Annotated in this window: 20 protein-coding genes; 6 read left to right on the forward strand and 14 right to left on the reverse strand. The window is 67.3% G+C overall.

All coding sequences use genetic code 11. From position 1 onward, the window contains the following. The first annotated feature begins 3 nt into the window (after window positions 1-3). Both EPO41_RS10750 and EPO41_RS10755 read left to right on the forward strand, forming a co-directional pair. Window positions 4-1,155 carry a pyridoxal phosphate-dependent aminotransferase gene (locus EPO41_RS10750; protein ID WP_296324534.1) on the forward strand — a complete coding sequence of 384 codons (1,152 nt, stop codon included), beginning with the start codon at window positions 4-6 and terminating at the stop codon, window positions 1,153-1,155. Further along, window positions 1,152-2,144 (forward strand): DUF3298 domain-containing protein, encoded by a 993-nt coding sequence (locus EPO41_RS10755; RefSeq protein WP_296324537.1) that lies wholly within the window; start codon window positions 1,152-1,154, stop codon window positions 2,142-2,144. The genes EPO41_RS10750 and EPO41_RS10755 overlap by 4 nt, the downstream gene beginning before the upstream one ends. Here the strand turns inward: EPO41_RS10755 and EPO41_RS10760 are convergent. Continuing rightward, the gene (locus EPO41_RS10760) at window positions 2,141-2,614 is read right to left on the reverse strand and encodes a nuclear transport factor 2 family protein (RefSeq protein ID WP_296324541.1); all 474 of its coding nucleotides are present in this window, start codon (window positions 2,612-2,614) and stop codon (window positions 2,141-2,143) included. The genes EPO41_RS10755 and EPO41_RS10760 overlap by 4 nt on opposite strands. Before the next feature lie 73 nt (window positions 2,615-2,687). Here EPO41_RS10760 and EPO41_RS10765 point away from each other — a divergent pair, with 73 nt between their 5' ends. Both EPO41_RS10765 and EPO41_RS10770 read left to right on the forward strand, forming a co-directional pair. After that, on the forward strand, window positions 2,688-3,848 hold the full coding sequence (locus EPO41_RS10765) for an acyl-CoA dehydrogenase family protein (RefSeq protein ID WP_296324543.1): 1,161 nt from the start codon (window positions 2,688-2,690) through the stop codon (window positions 3,846-3,848). A 12-nt stretch (window positions 3,849-3,860) separates the two neighbouring features. After that, window positions 3,861-4,916, forward strand: coding sequence for an acyl-CoA dehydrogenase family protein (locus EPO41_RS10770; RefSeq protein WP_296324546.1), 1,056 nt, complete (start codon window positions 3,861-3,863; stop codon window positions 4,914-4,916). 52 nt (window positions 4,917-4,968) lie between these two features. Here EPO41_RS10770 and EPO41_RS10775 read toward each other — a convergent pair whose 3' ends face one another. The 5 genes from EPO41_RS10775 to EPO41_RS10795 are packed head-to-tail and all read right to left on the reverse strand — an operon-like array spanning window position 4,969 to window position 8,501. Next, entirely contained in the window at window positions 4,969-5,742 is a 774-nt protein-coding gene (locus tag EPO41_RS10775) for an ABC transporter ATP-binding protein (protein ID WP_296324549.1), read from the reverse strand. 2 nt (window positions 5,743-5,744) lie between these two features. Continuing rightward, window positions 5,745-6,746, reverse strand: a complete 1,002-nt coding sequence (locus tag EPO41_RS10780; protein WP_296324552.1) for an iron ABC transporter permease — start codon at window positions 6,744-6,746, stop codon at window positions 5,745-5,747. A 7-nt stretch (window positions 6,747-6,753) separates the two neighbouring features. Then, complete coding sequence (locus EPO41_RS10785) at window positions 6,754-7,791, reverse strand: ABC transporter substrate-binding protein (RefSeq protein WP_296324554.1); 1,038 nt, start codon at window positions 7,789-7,791, stop codon at window positions 6,754-6,756. Further along, a complete protein-coding gene (gene tsaA / locus EPO41_RS10790; RefSeq protein ID WP_296324556.1) occupies window positions 7,788-8,285 on the reverse strand; it encodes a tRNA (N6-threonylcarbamoyladenosine(37)-N6)-methyltransferase TrmO in 498 nt (165 codons plus the stop codon). The genes EPO41_RS10785 and tsaA overlap by 4 nt, the downstream gene beginning before the upstream one ends. Window positions 8,286-8,291: 6 nt before the next feature. Beyond that, window positions 8,292-8,501: a molybdopterin-binding protein gene (locus EPO41_RS10795; protein WP_296324560.1), complete on the reverse strand. Its 210-nt coding sequence runs from the start codon at window positions 8,499-8,501 to the stop codon at window positions 8,292-8,294. 158 nt (window positions 8,502-8,659) lie between these two features. Between EPO41_RS10795 and modA the strand changes: the two genes are divergently transcribed. Next, window positions 8,660-9,451 (forward strand): molybdate ABC transporter substrate-binding protein, encoded by a 792-nt coding sequence (gene modA, locus EPO41_RS10800; protein WP_296325018.1) that lies wholly within the window; start codon window positions 8,660-8,662, stop codon window positions 9,449-9,451. Here modA and EPO41_RS10805 read toward each other — a convergent pair. From EPO41_RS10805 to EPO41_RS10840, 8 genes are all read right to left on the reverse strand, one after another. Further along, on the reverse strand, window positions 9,435-9,830 hold the full coding sequence (locus tag EPO41_RS10805) for a hypothetical protein (RefSeq protein WP_296324563.1): 396 nt from the start codon (window positions 9,828-9,830) through the stop codon (window positions 9,435-9,437). The genes modA and EPO41_RS10805 overlap by 17 nt on opposite strands. Continuing rightward, window positions 9,830-10,210, reverse strand: a complete 381-nt coding sequence (locus EPO41_RS10810) for a hypothetical protein (protein WP_296324566.1) — start codon at window positions 10,208-10,210, stop codon at window positions 9,830-9,832. Before EPO41_RS10810 ends, EPO41_RS10805 begins: the two co-directional genes overlap by 1 nt. Before the next feature lie 88 nt (window positions 10,211-10,298). Further along, a complete protein-coding gene (locus EPO41_RS10815) occupies window positions 10,299-10,646 on the reverse strand; it encodes a LysR family transcriptional regulator (RefSeq protein ID WP_296324569.1) in 348 nt (115 codons plus the stop codon). 58 nt (window positions 10,647-10,704) lie between these two features. Next, a complete protein-coding gene (locus tag EPO41_RS10820) occupies window positions 10,705-12,078 on the reverse strand; it encodes an FAD/NAD(P)-binding protein (RefSeq protein WP_296324571.1) in 1,374 nt (457 codons plus the stop codon). Between the two features lie 116 nt (window positions 12,079-12,194). Next, on the reverse strand, window positions 12,195-13,625 hold the full coding sequence (locus EPO41_RS10825) for an aldehyde dehydrogenase family protein (RefSeq protein WP_296324573.1): 1,431 nt from the start codon (window positions 13,623-13,625) through the stop codon (window positions 12,195-12,197). Window positions 13,626-13,768: 143 nt separating this feature from the next. Then, complete coding sequence (locus EPO41_RS10830; protein ID WP_296324575.1) at window positions 13,769-14,086, reverse strand: metalloregulator ArsR/SmtB family transcription factor; 318 nt, start codon at window positions 14,084-14,086, stop codon at window positions 13,769-13,771. Window positions 14,087-14,144: 58 nt separating this feature from the next. Continuing rightward, window positions 14,145-15,104 carry a tripartite tricarboxylate transporter substrate binding protein gene (locus EPO41_RS10835; RefSeq protein ID WP_296324579.1) on the reverse strand — a complete coding sequence of 320 codons (960 nt, stop codon included), beginning with the start codon at window positions 15,102-15,104 and terminating at the stop codon, window positions 14,145-14,147. 14 nt (window positions 15,105-15,118) lie between these two features. Further along, complete coding sequence (locus EPO41_RS10840) at window positions 15,119-18,067, reverse strand: Rne/Rng family ribonuclease (RefSeq protein WP_296324584.1); 2,949 nt, start codon at window positions 18,065-18,067, stop codon at window positions 15,119-15,121. A gap of 476 nt (window positions 18,068-18,543) precedes the next feature. On the opposite strand from EPO41_RS10840, the gene EPO41_RS10845 reads away from it, so the two are divergent. Continuing rightward, the gene (locus EPO41_RS10845) at window positions 18,544-19,386 is read left to right on the forward strand and encodes an N-acetylmuramoyl-L-alanine amidase (protein WP_296324587.1); all 843 of its coding nucleotides are present in this window, start codon (window positions 18,544-18,546) and stop codon (window positions 19,384-19,386) included. The last annotated feature ends 40 nt before the right edge of the window (window positions 19,387-19,426 follow it).

Here is a 19,426-nt window from a genome sequence, read left to right on the forward strand (position 1 = left end):
GACATGGCAGGCAAGCTTTCGCGCCGCTCCGCCGGCGTCGATCCATTCATCGTCATGGACGTGATGGCCGCCGCCGCCGACAAGGAAGCGGCGGGTGACGTGGTCATCCATCTCGAGGTCGGGCAGCCGAGCACGCCGGCCCCGAAGAAGGCGCTCGAGGCCGCGCATGCCGCCCTCGACGCGGACAGGATCGGCTATGTCGCGGCGCTGGGAATGCCGGCGCTGCGCGAGCGCATTGCCCGTCACTACCGAGAGACCTACGGCGCCGAGGTTGCGCCGGACCGCGTCATCGTCACGACGGGCTCCTCCGGCGGCTTTCCTCTGGCCTTCCTTGCGAGCTTCGACGCCGGCGACAGGGTGGCGCTGGCGGCGCCGGGCTATCCCGCCTATCGCAACATCCTGGCAGCGCTCAATCTCGAAGCCGTCGACCTGCCGACCTCGGCGGAAGACCGCTTCCAGCCGACGGTCGCGGCGCTGGAGAAGGCCGGCCCTCTCGACGGGCTGATCGTGGCGAGTCCCTCGAATCCCACCGGTACGATGGTGACGCGCGGGGAGCTGAAGGCGTTAGCCGACTGGTGCAACGCCAATGGCGTGCGGCTGATCTCGGACGAAATCTATCACGGCATCGTCTACGAAGGCGAAACCCACTCGGCGGTCGAGGTGTCCGACACGGCGATCGTGGTGAACAGCTTCTCCAAGTATTTCTCCATGACCGGCTGGCGCGTGGGCTGGCTGGTCGTGCCGCCCGACATGGTGAGGCCGATCGAGCGGCTGACGCAGAATTTCTTCATTTCCGTGCCGACGCTCAGCCAGCACGCGGCCCTAGCGGCCTTCGAATGCCGGGACGAACTCGATGGCCATGTGCAGCGCTATCGCACCAACCGCGACCTGCTGACGGCCGGCCTGCCGGCGGCCGGCCTCGACCGGCTGACGCCGGCCCAGGGCGCTTTCTACATCTACGCCGACGTCTCGCACCTCACCAACGACAGCCGCGACTTCTGCAGTCGCATGCTGCGGGAAGCCGGCGTGGCGACGACGCCGGGAATCGACTTCGACCGCGCGCGAGGCGCTGGGACCTTGCGGATATCCTTCGCGGGTTCGACCGCGGAGATGGAGGAGGCGGTGCGCCGCCTGAAGCAATGGAGGCGGCTATGAGAGCGCTTGTTGTCGCGGCTCTGGTTGCGCTTTGTCCGGTTGCCGCCCTGGCGCAAACCGGTCCGAGCTTCGATTGTGCGAAGGCCTCCAACGGCGCGGAGCGTGCGATCTGCAAGGACCCGGTCATGGCAAAAGCCGACCGTGAGTTGTCCGGCCTCTATACGGCGCTCATGGCCAGGCTGAGCGGACCGGCCAAGGAAAGTCTGGAGAAGAGCCAGGTCCGCTGGATCGTCGGCCGCAACCGCGCCTGTGTCCCCAACGACGATCCGGATGTCATCCTGCGCTGCCTCAAGACGCGCTACGCCGATCGCATTGCCGACCTCAAGGCATCGGCCGCGGGTCCTTATCCCTTCATCGAAGAGCAGTCGATCGAGCGGGCCGGGAAGGTCGGCAAGGTGAGCTACGCGATCGACCTGCGCTATCCGCGCTTCGCGGGCACGACCGCCGACTTCACGGCGATCAATCGGTCGTATGCCGACGCGGCGTCGAAGGCTGCGCGCGAAACGACGCCGACGGCCGACGCCGGAGTCGATCGCGAACAGGAATGGCAGGCCGAGCAGGGCTATTCGCTCTTTCGCCCCGACCCGAATGTCATCACCGTGGCGCTGACCTTCTGGGCCTATACTGGCGGCGCCCACGGCTATGGCAGCACGAGCTGCACGCTGGTCGATCTGCGGACCGGCAAGACCGTGACGCCCGATGGCGTGTTCGCGCCGGATACGCCGTGGCTGAAGGAAGTCGTCGCGATCGTCGGCGCCGATCTCAAGAAGCAGTTCGTCGACAATCCCGGCTTCGAGGATGCGCTGCAGCCCAACAAGCTGACCAAGACGGTCAACACCAGCGGCCATTTCTGCTGGCAGGCCGACAAGCTGCAGATTTACTTCAACCAGTACGAGGTCGGGCCTTACTCGGCCGGGCCCTACACGGTCGACATTCCCTACAGCCGGCTGAAGCCGCTGCTGCGCGCCGGCGGCCCGATCTCCCGCTAGTGCAGCTTGCGACGGTCCCGCGCCGGAACCGCTGAGGCTTGTGCCGCGCGCTCGGTCGCGACCGGTGGCACCGGACCGGAATGATGGCTGGTCATATGCCAGCCGTCGCTCAGGCGAACATAGAGGTTGCTCGCCATGAGCTGGCCGTTCGGCAGGACTTCGCGACAGATGACGAGCGCCAGGCCCGGCCGGCCGACCACCCATTCCTCGGTGCAGCGTACGCGCGGCGCCTCCGGGTGCTTCATGATGGCCCGCCAGCTTGCCATGATCTCGGCGCGCTCGTAGAGGGCGGCTTGGCCAGGATGCAGGCAGATCACCGAGCCTGTCGGAGCCCAGACCTGATCCATGGCGGCGGCGTCGCGATCGTTGAAGGCTTTGTAGAAGGCGCGGTTCGCGGCCAGGACCGCGTCGCGTTCGTCATCGTCGAATTCCGCCAAGAGCGGCGGCAGGCGTGGTGGACGGCGGGGCATTCGACCCTCGAAACTCCCGGGTTGCGCGGCACAGGATTAGCCGACAGAGAAGAGGCATCCAACCGTCGAGATCATGATGTCCATTCCAAAGCTCGAATTTCCGCCGTTCCATCTGCCGGCCGAGGCCGAGGCGCTGCGCGGCGAGGTCCGCGCGTTCCTCAAGGAAACGCTGCCCAGGATCAAATCCGAGGATCGCTTCGCGAGCTGGAACACGCCGTCGCCGGAATTCAGCAAGGCGCTGGGCGCCAAGGGCTGGCTCGGCATCACCTGGCCCAAGCAATATGGCGGTGGCGAACGTTCCTTCCTCGACCGCTTCGTCGTGACCGAGGAACTGCTCGGCAACAGCGCTCCGGCGGGTTCGCATTGGGTCGCGGATCGTCAGTCGGGTCCGCTGCTGCTCAAGTTCGGCACGGAACAGCAGCGGCAGGCGATCCTGCCGCGCATCACGCGCGGCGAATGCTATTTCAGCATCGGCATGAGCGAGCCCGATTCCGGTTCCGACCTCGCCTCGGTGCGCACGCGCGCCGAACCGGTTCCGGGCGGCTTCCGCGTCAACGGCACCAAGGTCTGGACCTCGGGTGCGCATCGCAACCACTACTGCATCACGCTGGTGCGCACGTCCGGCCAGCATGGCGATCGTCACAAGGGGCTCAGTCAGCTCCTGGTCGACCTCAAGACGCCCGGCGTCACCATCCGGCCGATCATCAATCTGGCCGGCCGCCACGACTGGAACGAAGTGACCTTCTCCGACGCCTTCATTCCCGAGGATTGCCTGATCGGCAACGAGGGCGATGGCTGGCTGCAGGTCACCAGCGAGCTCGCCTTCGAGCGCTCCGGCCCCGAGCGCTTCATGCAGAATTTCTATGTGCTGCGTGAGCTGGTGCGCGTGCTCGGCCGCCAGCCGGCCAAGCGCGCCAGCGCCATCCTCGGCCGCCTGATCGCGCGCCTGTGGACCCTGCGCCAGATGTCGACGGCCGTCGCCGGCATGATGCAGGGCGGCAAATCGCCGGCCATCGAGGCGTCGCTGGTGAAGGATCTCGGTACGATCTACCAGCAGGACCTGCCGGAGATCGCGCGCACACTGGCGGAATCCGACGCCACCACCGAGGACGATCTCGCCGACTTCCTCGACATTGCCCAGTACGCGTCGATGATGGCGCCGAGCTACACCATCCAGGGCGGCACCACCCAGGTCCTGCGCGGTATCGTCGCCCGCGGCCTCGGTCTGCGCTGAAGGAGAAGGATCATGGACCGCGAAACCCGTGACATGCTGCTGGAGACCGCTGGCCGCTTCTTCGCCGAGCGCGCCGGCAAGGACGTCGTGAACGGCGTCGAGAAGGGCGTGTGGCCCGCCGATCTCTGGAAGGAGATCGAGGAGATGGGCCTGCCGCTGATTGCCGTTCCCGAGGACCTGGACGGCGTGGGCGGCACCCTGGCGGACCTGATGGCGATGCTGCGCGTCGCCGGCGAGCACGCGGTGCCCGTGCCTGTCGCCGAGACGGCGCTCGCCAACCTGCTGGTTGCGGCCGCCGGCGGCAAGCCGGCCACCGGTCCCTCGACCCTGGCACTGGGCGAGCTGTCGCTCCAGGGCAACCGTGTCTCGGGCAAGGTTGCGCGCGTGCCGTTCGCGGGCGTCGCCGAGCGATTCGTCGCGATCGTCACGGCGGGCGGCAAGTCGACCCTGGTCGTCGTGCCGCGCGATGCGGTCGCGGTCGAGGATGCGCCCAGCCATGCCGGCGAACCCTACGGGACAGTGACGTTCGACGGCGCGACGCCGGAGTTCTCCGCTGCCTCGGCGGTGAGCGCCGAGCGCGCGCTCGAACTCGCCGCGCTGGCCCGCGCCATGCAGATGGCGGGCGCTGCCGACAAGGTGCTGGTGACGGCAACGGAATACTGCAAGCAGCGCGTCCAGTTCGGTCGTCCGATCTCGACCTTCCAGGCGATCCAGCACATGCTGGCCGAGCTGGCGAGCTACGCCGCGGCGACCATTGCCTCGGCAGAGGCCGCTTCGCGCGATGCCGACGAGGGAGGCCTGGAGACGGGAGGAAGCTTCTCCATCGCTGCCGCCAAGACGCAGTGCTCCGACTTCGCCCACCGCATCGCCGCCATCTCGCACCAGTCGATGGGCGCGATGGGCTTTACCCACGAGCACATCCTGCATCACTACACGCGCAGGCTCTGGGTATGGCGTCGCGACTTCGGCAGCGAGAGCTTCTGGGGCGAGAAGATCGGCCAGTCCTTCGCCAAGGCCGGCAAGGACGAGCTGTGGCCGGCGCTCACCGAAAGCCGCTACGCCGCCTGAAAGGTCCAAGCCTGACATGACGGAACGGCGCCCTTCACGGGCGCCGTTTGCGTCAGGAGACTGGCTTCGCGGGCGCAATGACCGTGCGGCCGGTATCCGTTCGCTCCAAGGCGACCGGCACGCCGTAGACATCCGAGAGCGTCGCTGCGGTCAGCGTCTCATCGGGCGTGCCATAGGCGGCGAGGCGACCGTCGGCGATGACGGCGACGCGGGTCGCCAACTCGCGCGCTTGGTCAGGATCGTGAGTCGAGAAGACGACGCCGAAGCCGCGTTCGCGCAGCGCCTGCACCCGGGCCAACACCAGGAAACGGTTACCGAGGTCGAGGCTGGCGGTCGGCTCGTCCATCACCATCATCGGCGCATCCTGCGCCAGGGCGCGCGCGATCAGGGCGAGCTGACGCTGGCCGCCGGAGATCCGGTTGGCCTCGCGGTCCGCGAGATCGAGAATACCAAGTTCGTTGAGCGCCGAGCGTGCGCGGTCGTGGTCGGCCGCGCTTGGCGAGGTGAACGGGCCCAGATGTGCCGTGCGGCCCATCAGCACCAGGTCGAGAACGGTGTAAGCGAACTCCATCACCTGCGCCTGTGGCACATAGGCGACGGCCCGGGCGAGGGCAGCGCGCGACATGTCACCGACCAGTATTCCGTTCACTGCAACCGCACCCTGAAGCGCGGGAATGAGACCGAGCAACGTCTTGAACAGGGTCGTCTTGCCGGCACCGTTGGGGCCGAGGAGGCAAAGGATTTCTCCGGGTGCGACCGCGAGATCGATTCCCATGGCGACTTGGGTCGTGCCGTAGCCGATGGCGAGGTTGCTCGCGGCGATCATCGTCAACTCCACACGCGTCGGCCGCGCGCCAGCAGCCAGACGAAGATGGGGGCGCCGATCAGGGCGGTGAGCAGGCCGAGCGGAATCTCTGTGCGTGCAGCAGAGCGGGCGAGCGTGTCGACCAGCACGAGGAACGCGGCGCCCATCAGCACCGAGGCCGGCAATACGCGGTCGTAGCGCGGGCCGACCAGCGGGCGCACCATGTGCGGGATCATCAGGCCGATCCAGCCGATCACGCCCGACACCGAAACGGCCGCCGCAGTCACGAGCGTCGCCGCGGCAATGACAATGCCGCGCACCAACGTGACATTGACGCCGAGTGCTCGGGCTTCATCGTCGCCCAGCGAGAGCACGCCGATCCGCCAGCGCAGCAGGACCAGTGGCAAGAGGCCCACGACGACCAAAGGCGCCGCGCTCCAGACATCGGAGACCTTGATTCCGGACAGGCTGCCCAGCAGCCAGAAGGTGATGGCGGGGAGCTGGTTGTAGGGATCGGCCAGGATCTTCACCAGCGAGATGCCGGCGCCCGCCAGCGCGCCGACCACGATGCCCGCCAGCACCAGCACGAGCACCTCATTCTGGCTGCGTAGAGCGCGTGCCAATGCGTAGACGATAACGACGGTGATCAGCCCGGTGACAAATCCCAGCCCCTGGATGGCGACGACCGGTAGTGACAGCAGGATGCCAAGCACGGCGCCCAGACCGGCACCGGCTGAGACGCCCAGTATGTCGGGCGAGACGAGGGGATTGCGGAACAGCGTCTGGTAACTTGCGCCCGCTGCCGCCAGCGCGCCGCCGACGAGGGCGGCGGCCAGCACGCGCGGCAAGCGGATCTGGAACAGGATCGTGTCGATGGGCGCCGTGACGGGCGCGCCGGTGAGTCGCGCGATCAACGCCTTCAGCACCTCGCCGGGCGGGATTTGGTAGGGGCCGACCACGCTGCCGACCAGCATGGCCGCAAGCAGACAAACAGCGAGGAAGGCGAGGACGAGGCCGGCGCGCATGGCGCCGTCAGTTTGCCGTGCCGCCCAGCAGCCGCGCCAGTTGATCGTCGGTCACGCTTACGCCGTAGAAGAGGTCGTAGAATTTCCTCGTCTCGGCCTTGAGATCGAGATTGGCCTCGGCGGGATAGAAGATCGACAGCAGCCAGCGCAGGCCGATCAGCCGGTTGAGCGACGGCGGTGCGTCAATCCAGCCCCAGGGCAGGGTGGGCGCGAGATAGACGCGCTTGTCGGTAACGGCGCGCACCTGGTCCCAGCCGGGTTTGGTCGCCACGCCGTTGAAGAAGCCGCGATCCAGCGTGACCACGATGTCGGGCTGCCAGGCGATGATCTGTTCCAGCGAGGCGTTGGAGATGTTGCCACTGCCGCCCAGGCCTTGCGCCACGTTGACGGCGCCGGCGCGCTCGATGATCTCGGTGTTGATCGAGCCTCGGCTGCCGGTCTCCAGTCCTTCGGGACCGCGCGCGAGATAGACGCGGGGGCGCTTGTCGGCTGGCACGCGCGCGAGCACGCCCTGGACCTGGACGAAGGCGGCATCGGCATAAGCCGCCAACGCGGCGCCGCGCTCGATCCTGCCCAGCATCTCGGCGGCGAGCTTGAGCGAGGCCGTCGTGGCGGCGAAGCGGCCGTCGATCAGCGCGTAGGGGATGCCGGTCTGTTCCTGCACCCGGTTGGCCAGCGACACGAACGTGTCGGAGGTCGAGCCGAAGTCGAGGACCATGTCGGGCTTGGTTGCGACGAGGCGCTCGAGGCTCACCGTGTCGCCGCGCCCGGTCAGCCGGCCGGTTTCCGGCAGGTTGCGCGCGGGGGCGGCCAGGAACTCCTTCTCGGCGGACGAGGGCGTGCGCACCCAGCCCACCATGGCGTCGCGGACCAAGGTGTAGGCCAGCACCGAGGCGGGCGGGCCGGCCACGAAGACGCGCTCGATACGGGCCGGCAGCATGATCTTGCGGCCGGTCGAATCGACCAGCGTGCGCGTGGCTTGCGCAAGGCTCGGCCGGGCCAGCAGGCCGGCGCCGAGCAGGGCGAGCGCGCTGCGGCGCTTCACGTGTCGCCCACTTGGAAGTCGCCGGGCTGGGCCGGCGCCAGCGGCTCGAACAGGGTGCGGTCGGGTTTCACGTCCACCAGCGGTGTACCGTCGAGGCAATCCATGCCGCGCACCAGCAGGACCGGTCCGTCGATCTTCACGAGGCGCACGATCGAGGTGCCGATGGGATTGGGGCGTACCGGCGTGCGCAGGGAGAAGACGCCGCGCGCCTCGCCATCGTTGCGCGGGCTCTGGTGCACGAGATCGCGACGTGACTCGTGCAGCCAGTAGAGGACCTCCAGCCGCTCGAACGCGTCGATGCCGCTCAGCCCGTCGGCCCAATGGGCATCCAATTCGAGGCGGCAGGTCGGCCCGTCGAGCCGCCCCTGCCGCGGTGTCTCCAGCCGCGACGTCCAGGGCGTGCGGATGCGCCCGATGAAATAGAGCGAGGCGTCGAAGCGGTCCGGCAGATCGACCGACCGCTCGCCCTGGCGGATTTCGTTCAGCCGGACCATGGCCAGCTAGTTGTCGAGGCCGACCATGACGTCGGACGCCTTGACGATGGCATAAGCCTCCTGGCCAGCCTTCAGGCCCAGTTCATCGACCGCCTCGTTGGTGATGGCGGCGGTGACGATGATGCCCTTCACATCGATCCGGACATGGGCGGTCGTCTGTCCCTTGGTGACCTCGACGATGGTGCCCTTCAACCGGTTCCTGGCGCTGATTCGCATTAGCCCTCCTTGAGACTGACGGTTGGAGTATAGAGGCAGGAGATCATTATATCCATTCGACCATATCGATCCGGTCCGATTCAGATAAAATAAGAATCCGTTGGAAAGACGATATGTTCAATGGGATATATCGTCCCTTCCAAATGGAGGTTTTCATGCTGGGTACTCGTCGGGCATTCACGTCGGCACTGGCCGCCGCCGCCATCGTCTTGGCGTCGGGCGGGTTCACGCATCAAGCCGCCGCGCAGGGCAAGGACGTCGTCATCCTCGCCGCCGCCAGCCTCAAGAATGCGCTGGACGAGGCGTCGGCCGCCTGGACCAAGCAGACCGGCAAGGCGACCAAGATCTCCTATGCCGCCAGCTCGGCGCTGGCCAAGCAGATCGAGGGCGGCATTCCGGCCGACATCTTCATTTCGGCCGACGTGCCGTGGATGGATTATGTCGCGGAGCGCAAGCTCATCAAGCCGGCCAGCCGCTCGGATTACCTCGGCAACCAGATCGTCCTGATCGCGCCCAGGGATTCCAAGGTCGATCTCAAGATCGACAAGGGATTCAATCTGCGGGGCGCACTGGGCAATGATGGCCGTCTGGCAATGGGCAGCGTCGATGCGGTACCGGCCGGCAAGTACGGCAAGGCGGCACTGGAATATCTCGGCGTCTGGCCGTCGGTCTCCGACCGTGTGGCGCAGGCCGAGAATGTTCGCATGGCGCTGACCTTGGTGTCTCGCGGCGAGGCGCCGCTCGGCATCGTCTACAAGACCGATGCGGCTTCCGATTCGGCGGTGCGTATCGTCGGCGCCTTCCCGGCCGGCTCGCACCCCGCGATCGTCTATCCGATGGCGCTGCTCACGACCTCGACTAACCCGGATGCGCAGGCCTTCGTCGACTATCTGAAGACGTCGGCGGCCAGGCCGTTCTTCGAAAAGCAGGGCTTCACTGTATTGAAGTAGCTTCGGCGGCGTCGCTGCCGGCGAGGAGCAGGGACCGTCCCAGCTTCTCGGCGGCAGAGGCAGGCATCGAAAAGCCGACCGTGGCGGGACCGACCGCCACGGCGAGCAGCGTCTCGCCGCCGGGCAGGCCGCCGACGCTCAGCGAATCGGTCGGCACCAGCGAGAGCCTGGCGGACTCGGATGGCTCGTTCGGCGGCAGGGCGCGGCCCAGCAGGAGCAGCAACGGTACCAGCCGCTGCAGGTCCGCCGCCGGAATGGTGAGGATGGACCGCCCGCCATCATGGCCGACCAGGGTGATCAGCACGGCGTTGTCCTGCGGCAGCAATTCGCCGCTCACCTCGGCGGCCTGGCCGAAATCGATCCGTTGGTCGTCCGGCATCAGTTGAAAGTAGCGCGCGGTTGCGCCACGTCGATCCCGACCAGCGAGGTCGCCAGGCCGCCGGCATCCTCAGGCGTCAGGGCGAAGGAGACCATGAAGCCGTCGGGCGTCTTCATGGTGAGGATGGTGCTGTCGCTGCCGGCCGCAGCCTCGAGCGAAAAACTGCCCATCGGATAGACGATCTTCAGCGTGTCGTCCTGGTAGCGCGCCTTCAGGGCCTTCTCGATCACGTTCGGCAGGGTCATGAGCAGCGACCGCAGGCAATCGACTGGCAGGATCACCGAGGCCGGGTGGCCGTCGACGCTTTCGAGGTTGAGGCGGAACGAAACGCCTGTCGGGTCCACCTGACAATCCGTCAGACCCTTGCCGACGATCTCCATGACCGACACCCCGTATGGTGAACTACGCTATATCCAATAAGATATAACGAGAGGACGCGCAAGCGGTCCCCGGTCCTGGAAGGATTCCTTAGTGCAGCTTCACGCCGGCCGGGGTGAGCAGGCGGGCCAGCGAGCGGATTTCCGGCGACGAGGCGCCGTAGGCCCGCCGCTCCATCTCGCGATAGAGGCGGACGATGTCGTTGCCGGTCTCGGTCACTGACGCTCCGCCGCCGCCGCCGCCGCCGGTCTGGGCGGATACCACGGGATCGCGGAACATCTGGTTCATTTCGTCGACCAGCAGCCAGGCCTGGCGATAGGACATCGCGAGCGCGCGGCCGGCGGCGGAGATCGATCCCGTCTCGTTGATCAGCTCGAGCAGGCGGACCTTTCCGGGCCCGATCGAGCGTTCGCCGCCGAAATCGATCCGGAGATGCAAGGAAGTCTTGTCGGCCGGTTTGGTTGCGGCTTTGGCTGGTCGGCGTCCCATTCCGGAATTATGCGGCGGGACTGGCGGCAAGACCAGACGGCTCGCGGAACTGCGCGATGAGCTGGTCGGCCACGACGGCCGCCTGGATCCGGATATCGGGAATCGCCACGATCTCGGTGTAGCGGCCGCGCGTCGGCGGACCCAGGACGAAGAGGTGCTTCGAGGGAGTGCCCTCCTTGGAGAGGAGCGCTTCGTCCTCGGCGATATCGAGGCCCTGATTGAGGGGATCGGGTCGCAGCAGCCCGTCCTTTACGAGTTGCGCGTGGAGGGGCACGCGGACGTCGACCTCGTTGCGCGGGCCGCGGCAGTCGACGACGCGGTCGAAGCTGCGCTGTTCGCGCTCGGTCGAGCCGCGACGCATGATGGCGACTTCGACCTTGTCGTCCGTCGTGCGGCCGATCTCGATCCGCCCGGAGACGATCGAGAGTTGACCGCGCGCCCGGGCGGCATCGATCTGTTCGCCGATGTGCGGCGCGACGCGATGGCGATGGATGTCCCACCATGGGCGCAGGTGACGCAGGAAGCGCCGGCGCTGGTCCAGGTCGAGCCCATGCCAGAGTTCGTTGTTGTGCGGACGTAACAGCTGCATGAGGCCCGGCCAGCCCAGGCCTGCCCGCAGCTTGGCGCGGAACCGGGCGGTGCGTTGGGACAGGCTGCCGGTGAAGAGATCGCGCGTGTCGGCGTCGGGCGTGGGGATCGGCGCCGTCGGATGGTGATGTGGGACCAGGCCGCGCCGGGACAGGGCGACGATGGGGCCCTTGTGTCCGTGTTCGAGGAGCGAGATCAGGACGTCGATCATTGTCAGGCTGGTGCCGATCAGCAGGATCGAGGCATCGGGCGCGAGGCCCGCGATGGCGTCTTCGCGCCAGGGATTTCCGCGATAGGCGCCGGAATCCCTCGAGGGCGGGCGATGCCCGGTCGCCAGGACGGCTTTGTGCGCCCTGAGTGGGGCACGGCCCTCGATGTCGAGTTCGACGCTGTCCTTCTCCTGTCGAATGGCGACGACGTCGCCCCTGATCACCTGGAGGCGGCCATCGGCGCGCCGAACGGCGTCGGTGAGAAGGTCCTGCAGATACTGGCCGTAGATGGCGCGGGGGACGAAATCCGTTCGTCCGAAGCCTCTTCCGTCGCGTGCCAGCCATTGCACGAAGTGGTCCGGCTCGTCTGCGAGGGCCGTCATGTCGCTGGCGCGGACATTGAGGAGGTGGCCGAGGCAGTGCGTCGAATAGGCGACCCCCAGCCCCGGATGGGCGTCGCGCTCGATCAGCGCGACGCGCAGGCGGGCCTTGCGGACGAGCTGCGCGGCGAGCAGCACGCCGCTGGCACCGCCCCCGACGATGGCAATATCGACGGGCGAAGGGGGCGATTCGGAATGCTGCATCGCCGAAGTATGGCAGATGGTCCGCCGCGAATGCCAGCAACCGAGGTGCGACCGCTGGGCGCTGCCGAGCGGCCGGGCGAGGGACTCGCGCCGGCCGCCCGCTCGACGTTGACGTGTCAGGCGGCCTTGTAGCCGATGACTGCCTTGGTCTCGAGGAACTCCTCCAGTCCCCACTTGCCGTATTCGCGGCCGTTGCCCGATTGCTTGTAGCCACCGAATGGCGCGGCGGTGTCACCCATCGGATAGTTCACGTGGACGTTGCCGGCCCGCATCTGCGCGGCGACCTTGCGGGCGTGCTCGAGATCGCTGCCCTGCACGTAAGCGGCGAGGCCGTAGATCGTGTCGTTGGCGAGACGGATAGCCTCCTCCTCGTCCTTGTAGGGGAGGATGCAGATGACCGGCCCGAAGATCTCCTCGCGCGCGATCGTCATGTCGTTGGTGACGCCTGCGAACACGGTCGGCCGCACGTAGAAACCGCGGTTCAGGTTCTCCGGGCGGCCGGGGCCGCCGGTCACCAGTTCCGCGCCTTCCTCGATGCCTTTCTGGATCAGGCCCTGGATCTTGTTGAACTGGGCTTCGTTGACGACGGGGCCGAGCCTGGTGGCCGGATCCTGCGGATTGCCGACCACGAACTTCTCGGCCGCCGCCTTGGCGATCTGCTTCACCTCGTCGTGACGGTCCTGCGGCACGAACATGCGGCTGGGTGCCGTGCAGGACTGGCCCGAATTCACCATCATGCTGTTGATGCCCTTGGTGACGGCCATCTGGAAGTCGACGTCGGGCAGCAGGATGTTGGCCGATTTGCCGCCCAGCTCCTGGGCGACGCGCTTGACCGTGACCGCAGCCGCCTGGGCCACGCGGATGCCGGCGCGGGTCGAGCCGGTGAACGACATCATGTCGATGTCGGGATGGCTCGACATCGCCTCGCCGACCACCGAGCCGGCGCCCTGGACCATGTTGTAGACGCCCTGGGGCGTGCCGGCGGCGTGCATGATCTCGGTCCAGACGATGGCGTCGATCGGCGCCTCTTCCGACGGCTTCAGCACCATGGTGCAGCCGGCGGCCAGCGCCGGCAGGACCTTGCAGGCGATCTGGTTGGTCGGCCAGTTCCACGGTGTGATGAGGCCGCAGACGCCGATCGGTTCGCGCGCGATCAGGGTCGTGCCCTCCACCGTCTCGAACGGATAGGTCTCGAGCACCGAGATCATGCGTTCCAGATGCGCCGTGCCGCGGCCGGCCTGGATGGTGCGCGCGAATTCGAGCGGCGCGCCCATCTCGCGCGAGATGGCGTCGCCCACGTCGTTCCGGCGCTTGTTGTACTCGGCCAGAATGGCGCGCAGCAGGTCGAGGCGTTCCTTGCGACTGGTGCGGGAGAAGGCGGGGAAGGCGGCCTTGGCGGCGGCCACGGCGCGGTCCACGTCGGCGGCGCTGCCGACGGAGATCTGGACGTAGGCCTCCTCGGTCGACGGATCGATGACGTCGAGCAGGGCGGGTTTGAGGGGATCGACCCACTTGCCGTCGATGTAGAATTGTTTCGCGTGCTGCATGGTGCGACCCCTTGAAGTTCGTTGGGAAACGGCTCGCCGATTTGCGACTTTCGATATATAAATTTTAATATAACGAAGAGGAAGAGAATGTTGACCGAGGCCAGCCTTACGATCCGGGGGATGATGGGAGCTCGCCCGGCGGGCTAGGTGGCCTTGCGCTTGGGCGCGGGGCGGCACTCGCGGGCGAGATAACTGAAGAGCCCGTCCATCGCATCGTGATTGGGACGGCAGACCAGGCTGGTCGCCGCACGCGTCTGCGTGACCAGACCGGCGAAAACCAGCGTCTTCAGGTGATGCGACAGCGTCGAGGCGTTGATCCCGAGGAGATCCTGGACGCTGCCGACCGTGAGGCCTTCCTCGCCCGCTTGCGAGAGGATTTCGTAGATCCTGAGCCGCGCCGGGTTGGCGAGAGCCTGGAGACGACCTGCGGCCGTGGTGGTGTCCATCGGGGATGTGGCCATATCGTTGTGCTTTTTTGAATACAACGATATGGTGGGCACGGCAAGCCCGGCCGCGCCGTCACTCCGGCTCGATGCCGGCGACCTTCATCATCTCGCGATAGAGTTCGATCTCGGCGATCATGATCCGGCGCATCTCGTCGGGAGAGCAGGGCGCGATCTCCGAGCCGCCCTGGGCCTGGCGCTCGACATAGGCGGGATCGTTGATGGCCTTGAGCATGGCCTCGCGCAGCTTCGCCATGACGGGCTGCGGCACGCCACGCGGCATCAGGATACCGGTCCAGGTCATCAACTCGAAATCGGGGATACCCTGCTCGATCAGGGTCGGGATGTCGGGCGTAAGCTTGTAGCGGCCGCGGCTGCCGACGCCGAGGCAGCGCACGGTTCCCGCCTTGACCTGCGGCAGGCTGGTCACCGGGTCGGCGAAGCACATCTGCACGTGCCCGGCCATCGTGTCCTGCAGCGCCGCCGGCGTGCTCTTGTAAGGCACGTGCAGCATGTCGATGCCGGCCTTGGCCTTGAGCAGCTCGCCCGAGATGCGAGTCGAAGCGCTGCCCGAACCGAAGTTGATCCTGCCCGGCTGGCGTTTGCACAAGGCCACGAATTCCTGGGCCGTCTTCGCCTCGACCTTCGGGTTCACGATCATGAATACCGGCGCGCGGCCGATGATGGTGACCGGGTCAAAATCCTTCAGCGGATCGTAGGGCAGGGACTTCATCAGCGCGACGTTGGAAGCCGCCGCGGTGTTGGAGCAGACGAAGATCGTCTGGCCGTCCGGTTTCGCCTTGGCGGCGACTTCGGCCGCGATTGCGCCGTTGGCGCCGGGCTTGTTCTCGACGACGGCCGGGACGCCGAAGGCCCTGTTGAGGCCATCGGCGACGTTACGGGCGCTCTGGTCGGTGGCCGATCCCGGACCGAACGGCACGATGATACGAAACGGGCCGTTCGGAAAAACATCCGCCTTCGCCGCGCCGCTGAACGGCAGCGCAACGGCGCCGGCGATCAGGGAGCGGCGACGCATGGCGTGCGTCCTGCCTAGCGGCGCCACCAGCCGCGCTTGGGCTTCTCCGGCGGCGCATCGATCACGGGGACCGGCGGCGGCGGAGGCGGCGCGGGGACCGGTTCCGGTTCGGGAATGGCGATCGGCTGCGGTGCCGAGGCGACCACGGGCTCCGGTGCCGGAGGGGGTGGCGGAGCCGCTTCCACGTTCACCGGCGGACCCGGATCGAAGGGCGCCTGTTCAACCGGCATGTGCTCGACCGGCATGCTCTCCAGGGGCGTCGGCGGCGAGGCCGGCGGCTCGTGGCTGCTGCCGTTCGGCTCGCTCGTATCGTGGCCGTTCTCGGGCCGCTCTTCGCCCTGGGAGTCGGCGTATTCTTCCGCGGCCTGGCCATCGCCCTGCATCGCCTCGCCTTCGCCGGGTTCGCGGCGGCGGCGGCGGCCTCCGCGGCGACCGCGCCGGCGGCGGCTTCCGTTACGGTCATCGCCTTCGGGACGATCGCCCTCGGCGCCGTCATCGCTGGCTCGGGCCGTGTCGGTGTCACCCTCGGACGCATTGTCGTCGGCATCGTCCTCGGCAGCGCCATTGATGCGCGGCTCGTCGGACGGGGCCTCGTCGCCCTCGCGCGCTTCGCCGGCCTCCTGCGGACGATCGGAACCTTCGCCATCCTCACGGCGACCACCGCGGCGGCGGCGGCGGCGGCGGCGGCCTCGGCCGCGACCTTCGCCTTCCTCGCCGGCGTTGCGCTCCTCGTCACGTTCGCCGCGCTCGTCACCCTCGCGGGCCTCGCTGCCTTCGGCTTCGTCGTCCGACGCCTCGTCGCCGGACGTCTCCTCGTAGCTGGCGCGCGCCAGTTCCGGTGCCGGCCGGTCGCTGTTGCGATGATCCTCGCGGCGCGAGCGCACGCGCTCGATCTCGCAATCGGCGGCATGAAGATCCTCGTCGGCCTCGACGATGACCGTGAAGCCGTAGCGCTGTTCGATCTCCGACAGCGAATGGCGCTTCTGGTTGAGCAGGTAGAGCGCGACGTTCGGCGGGACGCTGACGGCGATCTCGCTGGCCCGGCGACGCACGCCTTCCTCCTCGATGGCGCGCAGCGCGTGCAGCGCGGCGGACTCCAGCGAGCGGATGCGGCCGGTGCCGGCGCAATGCGGGCAGACCTCCGTCGAGTGCTCCAGCAGGCTGGGGCGCAGCCGCTGGCGCGACATCTCGAGCAGGCCGAACGCGGAGATGCGTCCGATCTGGATGCGCGCGCGGTCGCTGCGCATCGAGTCCTTCACCTTGTGCTCGACCTGGCGCTGGTGACGGGTCTCCTCCATGTCGATGAAGTCGATCACGATCAGGCCGGCGAGATCGCGCAGGCGAACCTGGCGGGCGATCTCCTCGGCCGCCTCGAGGTTGGTACGGAGCGCCGTCTCCTCGATGTTCCGTTCCTTGGTCGAACGGCCCGAGTTGACGTCGATGGCGACCAGCGCCTCGGTCGGATTGATCACGATGTAGCCGCCGGAACGGAGCTGCACCGTCGGCGAATGCATCGCGTCGAACTGCGATTCCACCTGGTAGCGATGGAAGAGGGGGATCGGCTCGCGGTACAATTCGACCTTGTTGGCCTGGTGCGGCACCAGCTGGCGCATGAACTCGGCAGCACCCTGGAAGCCCGCCTCGCCCTCGACCAGGACCTGCGCGATGTCGGTGTCGTAGATGTCGCGCAGCGATCGCTTGATGAGATCGCCTTCCTCGTAGATCAGCGCCGGCGCCGTCGAGCGCATGGTGATCTCGCGGATCGAATCCCAGAGGCGCGACAGGTATTCATAGTCGCGCTTGATGTCGATGTTGGACCGCTCGAGACCGGCAGTGCGCAGGATCACGCCCATGCCCTGAGGCACGTCGAGGTCGCTCAGGATCTCCTTCATCCGCTTGCGATCGGACGGGTTGGAGATCTTGCGCGAGATGCCGCCGCCACGACCGGCGTTGGGCATCAGCACGCAATAGCGGCCGGCCAGCGAGAGATAGGTCGTGAGGGCGGCGCCCTTGTTGCCGCGCTCCTCCTTGACGACCTGCACCAGCAGGATCTGCCGACGCTTGATGACTTCCTGGATCTTGTACTGGCGGATCGGGTTGCGGCGGCGGCGTTCGCGCGTCTCGCGCTCCTCGACCACCACCTCGTCGCCGCCCAACGTCTCGACGGTTACGTCGGGCTGCGGTGCCTCGGCCGGATCGGTCGATTCGGACGGGGAGTCCTCACCGTTCAACTCGGCAGGCCGTTCGGAAGCCGGCTCGGCACCTTCGGCAACGGTGGCAGTCTCGCCGTCAGTCGCGGAGGCGGCTGCAGGCTCGGAAACCGGGGCCTCGGCGGCCTCGACATGAACCGGACCGTCGAGGCGCTCGACCGGGATTTCCGCGGGCTGGGCCTGCGGTTCGGGCTCGGGTACCGGCGCCGCCTCAATGACCGGCGCGGCTTCGGCGACGATCGGATCGGCGGGCGCCGCCTCGACGACCGGGGCCTCGGGGGCGGGCGTCTCTGCCGCGACGGCTTCGACGGCGGGATCCTCGGCCGCGGGGGCTTCGTCAGGGACGGAAGCAGCCTTGATGATGTCGTCCGCCGCCGCCTCGATGATGTCGGCGCGGGCTTCCTCGATGTCGGTGCGATCGACCCGGTTGCTCTGGCGCGGCTCGTCGTCCTCGGCCTCGGCGTGCAGCCGCTGCTGCTCGGCGATCAGCCGTTCGCGGTCGGCGACGGGGATCTGATAATAGTCGGGGTGGATTTCCGAGAAGGCCAGGAAGCCATGCCGGTTGCCGCCATACTCGACGAACGCCGCCTGGAGCGACGGTTCGATGCGGATGACCTTCGCGAGGTAGATGTTGCCCTTGAGGGGCTTGCGGCTCGCGGTTTCGAAGTCGAATTCTTCAAGTCTCGTTCCATCGACCACAACGACCCGGGTCTCTTCCGGGTGACTTGCATCGATGAGCATACGCCTTGCCATGGGCTCGCTCCGAGGCGTCCGATCCCTACCGGTGCGAGCGACCGGCGGCCATGCCGCCTCCGTCGTGCGAGGGGAGCGGTGCGTCATCGACCCGTCGAACGGCCAACTCCGGCCAAGACGGGGAAGCTTCGCGCCGCCGGACCACGACAGGGTCCTGCCAACCTCGAGTTTCCTGTAGCCACCGCCTGCCTGACAGTCCCTCCGCAGACCGGCCGCGCCCCCATTTCTGCAAAGGCGCGAACCCAGCCTGGCTCGGAAACTGCCGTCGGAGCGCGACCCTAAGGCGCGCTACGAACGACGGCGACTGCTCGCGAACGCAACATACGGGGTTCGAAACAGGCCGACAATCAAAAGATTGTGTCGTCTGAATTCGTTCTTTTAAGCTATTGAAAATATTTGGAATTACAGGCGCGTTTCTGATATTACTTTAACATATTCAATTGATTTTCATCCCTCTTTGATCCTTGGCGTTTGCCATGTCCGACTTCCGTCGCCGTCACCTGCTCGCCGTTCTGGCCGGCGTGAGCGTGCTTGGAATGGGCTCGGGCGGGGCACTGGCAGCCCCGTCGAAGAGGCGGCCGAAGTCGATGGCCAAGCCGACGCCGGCCGTGCCGATGGCCAAGCCGAAGCTGATCTTCCTCGATCCGGGCCATGGTGGCCGCGATCCGGGCGCACTCGGCGGCCGCGGCACGCAGGAGAAGACCGTCGTCCTGGCAATCGCACGCGACCTGCAGCGCGAGCTGCTGGCCGGCAATCGCTACCGGGTCCTGTTGTCGCGCAACACCGACAGCTACGTGCCCTTGCGCGAGCGCGTGGCGAGGGCGCAGGCCGCGAGAGCCGATCTGTTCCTGTCGCTGCATGCCGATGCCCACGGCGACCACGATGTGCGAGGCGCCTCGGTCTACACGCTTTCGGAGGAGGCGACGGACCGTGAGGCGGCGGCGCTCGCGGCGCGCGAGAATCGCGCCGGTGCCGTGATTTCGGGCATGAGGTTGTCGGAGCAGCCGGACAACGTGGCGCAGACCCTGGTGGCGATGAGCCAGCGCGGCACGGTGAATGATTCCCGGCGGCTGGCTGACACGGTGGTCGCCACCTTTGCCCGCAACGGCGTCCGCCTGCTGCCGCGAACGCACCGGCAGGCGGGGTTTGCCGTGCTGACCTCGCCCGAGATTCCGGCCGCGCTGGTCGAGCTGGGCTATCTGTCGAACCCACAGGACGAAAAGCTGCTGACTGTCCGTCAGCACCAGATGGCGCTCGCCCGGGCACTCAGGGCCTCGGTGGACGCCTATTTCGGAACCGGCGCCACAAGAAAGGCGTAAGTAGGGGCGATCCTGCGACATTGAAGGCCTTCCGGGCGCC

This window comes from Reyranella sp. (genome assembly GCF_004297265.1).
Lineage (GTDB): Bacteria > Pseudomonadota > Alphaproteobacteria > Reyranellales > Reyranellaceae > Reyranella.

Bases quoted from the DNA above. Each gene is read 5' to 3' on its own strand.
- EPO41_RS10810 (WP_296324566.1), bottom strand. From the start codon at position 10,210: ATGGAGATCGTCGGCAAGGGTCTGACGGATTGTCAGGTGGACCCGACA.
- tsaA (WP_296324556.1), bottom strand. From the start codon at position 8,285: ATGGTCCGGCTGAACGAAATCCGCCAGGGCGAGCGGTCGGTCGATCTG.
- EPO41_RS10780 (WP_296324552.1), bottom strand. From the start codon at position 6,746: ATGCGCGCCGGCCTCGTCCTCGCCTTCCTCGCTGTTTGTCTGCTTGCG.
- EPO41_RS10840 (WP_296324584.1), bottom strand. From the start codon at position 18,067: ATGGCAAGGCGTATGCTCATCGATGCAAGTCACCCGGAAGAGACCCGG.
- EPO41_RS10750 (WP_296324534.1), top strand. From the start codon at position 4: ATGGCAGGCAAGCTTTCGCGCCGCTCCGCCGGCGTCGATCCATTCATC.
- EPO41_RS10825 (WP_296324573.1), bottom strand. From the start codon at position 13,625: ATGCAGCACGCGAAACAATTCTACATCGACGGCAAGTGGGTCGATCCC.
- EPO41_RS10820 (WP_296324571.1), bottom strand. From the start codon at position 12,078: ATGCAGCATTCCGAATCGCCCCCTTCGCCCGTCGATATTGCCATCGTC.
- EPO41_RS10795 (WP_296324560.1), bottom strand. From the start codon at position 8,501: ATGCGAATCAGCGCCAGGAACCGGTTGAAGGGCACCATCGTCGAGGTC.
- EPO41_RS10830 (WP_296324575.1), bottom strand. From the start codon at position 14,086: ATGGCCACATCCCCGATGGACACCACCACGGCCGCAGGTCGTCTCCAG.
- EPO41_RS10835 (WP_296324579.1), bottom strand. From the start codon at position 15,104: ATGCGTCGCCGCTCCCTGATCGCCGGCGCCGTTGCGCTGCCGTTCAGC.
- EPO41_RS10775 (WP_296324549.1), bottom strand. From the start codon at position 5,742: ATGATCGCCGCGAGCAACCTCGCCATCGGCTACGGCACGACCCAAGTC.
- EPO41_RS10760 (WP_296324541.1), bottom strand. From the start codon at position 2,614: ATGCCCCGCCGTCCACCACGCCTGCCGCCGCTCTTGGCGGAATTCGAC.
- EPO41_RS10805 (WP_296324563.1), bottom strand. From the start codon at position 9,830: ATGCCGGACGACCAACGGATCGATTTCGGCCAGGCCGCCGAGGTGAGC.
- EPO41_RS10765 (WP_296324543.1), top strand. From the start codon at position 2,688: ATGATGTCCATTCCAAAGCTCGAATTTCCGCCGTTCCATCTGCCGGCC.
- EPO41_RS10845 (WP_296324587.1), top strand. From the start codon at position 18,544: ATGTCCGACTTCCGTCGCCGTCACCTGCTCGCCGTTCTGGCCGGCGTG.
- EPO41_RS10755 (WP_296324537.1), top strand. From the start codon at position 1,152: ATGAGAGCGCTTGTTGTCGCGGCTCTGGTTGCGCTTTGTCCGGTTGCC.
- EPO41_RS10770 (WP_296324546.1), top strand. From the start codon at position 3,861: ATGGACCGCGAAACCCGTGACATGCTGCTGGAGACCGCTGGCCGCTTC.